Source organism: Chromohalobacter sp. 48-RD10 (genome assembly GCF_029889785.1).
Lineage (GTDB): Bacteria > Pseudomonadota > Gammaproteobacteria > Pseudomonadales > Halomonadaceae > Chromohalobacter.
Map to the genome: position 1 here is coordinate 1 of NZ_JARANX010000128.1, position 1,579 is coordinate 1,579.

The following is a 1,579-nucleotide window of genomic DNA, read 5'->3' on the forward strand; positions in this document are numbered from 1 at the left end:
CGAGGCCTCACGCGCCGGGGCGAGCATCGTGCATTTGCACGTGCGCGATCCGGAAACCGGCGGCGTCAGCCATTCCAGCGAGTACTTCCGCGAGGCGGTGGGGCGCATCCGTGAGGCGGATGTCGACGCGGTCATCAATATCACCGCAGGGGGCGGGGGCGATCTCTTCCCCGAGGTGCGCGATGGCGTCATCCATGGCCTGGAGGGTACCGACCTGCAGACGCCGGCGGAGCGCCACGCCCCGGTCGGTGAGCTGTTGCCGGAAATCTGCACTCTGGATTGCGGCAGCCTCAACTTCGGCGACATGGTCTATCTCAATACCGCCGACTGGCTGCGTGAGCATGCCCGGCTGGTCAAGGACGCCGGCGTCAAGCCCGAGCTGGAGTGCTTCGACCTGGGCCACGTGTGGTTCGCGCGGCAGTTGATCGAGGAAGGCCTGATCGAGGGTGACCCGCTGTTTCAGCTTTGCCTGGGCATCCCTTGGGGCGCCGAGGCGGACACCGAAACCATGCTCGCGATGCGCAACAAGCTGCCCGCCAACGCTCATTGGTCGGCATTTGGTATTGGCCGCAGCGAGATGCCCATGGTCGCGCAGTCGATGCTGCTCGGCGGCCACGTGCGGGTCGGCCTCGAGGACAATCTTTACCTCAGCCGCGGCGTATTCGCCACCAATGCCCAACTGGTGGAGCGTGCCGCCACGATTGCCGAAAATCTGGGCGGGCGCGTCCAGACGCCGGCCGAAACCCGCCAGACGCTCGACCTGCGTCAACCGTGAGCGACAAGGAGAGCGTGATGTCTCAACAGACTGCTGAACGAAGCACGGCTAAACAAGGCGTCGCACCGGCACGCGTTGCCGTCATCGGCACCGGCGTGATCGGCAATGGCTGGATCGTGCGAGCGCTGGCGGCGGGCTGCGAGGTCGTCGCCTTCGATCCTGCGCCCGGCGCCGAGGCAACGACGCGTGATTTCGTCGCGCGGGTTTGGGACTCGGTGGCGACGATGGGGCTCGCCGACACGGCGGACCCGGCCAAGCTGCGTTTCGCGGCATCGCCTGCCGAAGCCGTCGAGGGCGCCGAGCTGGTTCAGGAGAACGTGCCCGAGCGCCTCGAGATCAAGCATAACGTCCTGTCGGAACTGGATGCGCATGCCCCCGAGGGCGTGGTGATCGGCTCTTCGACGTCCGGCATCAAGCCCAGCGAACTGCAATCGGCCTGCACGCGCGACCCCGGTCGCGTCATCGTCGCGCATCCCTTCAATCCGGTGTACCTGCTGCCGTTGGTCGAGCTGGTGGGCGGCGAGCATACCGCGCCGGTGGTTACCGAGCGCGCCCGGTCACAGTACGCCGCGCTGGGCATGCGGCCGCTGGTAGTGCGCCGCGAGATCGAGGGGCACGTCGCCGACCGTCTGATGGAAGCGCTGTGGCGCGAGGCGCTGCATCTGGTCAACGACGGCGTCGCCACCACCGAGGAGATCGATGCCGCCGTGGTCTATGGCGCGGGTCTGCGTTGGTCGCTGATGGGCACCTTCCTGACGTTCCACCTGGCCGGTGGCGAGGGTGGCATGCGCCACATGCTGCATC

2 protein-coding genes are annotated in these 1,579 nt (G+C 67.1%); both read left to right on the forward strand.

Annotated features, from left to right (window positions below):
- Positions 1-775: 3-keto-5-aminohexanoate cleavage protein (locus tag OP496_RS17670; protein ID WP_280565217.1), on the forward strand; the 775-nt coding region annotated here is incomplete at its 5' end.
- 17 nt (positions 776-792) lie between these two features.
- On the forward strand, positions 793-1,579 hold a 787-nt coding region (locus tag OP496_RS17675), incomplete at its 3' end, for a 3-hydroxyacyl-CoA dehydrogenase NAD-binding domain-containing protein (protein WP_280565219.1).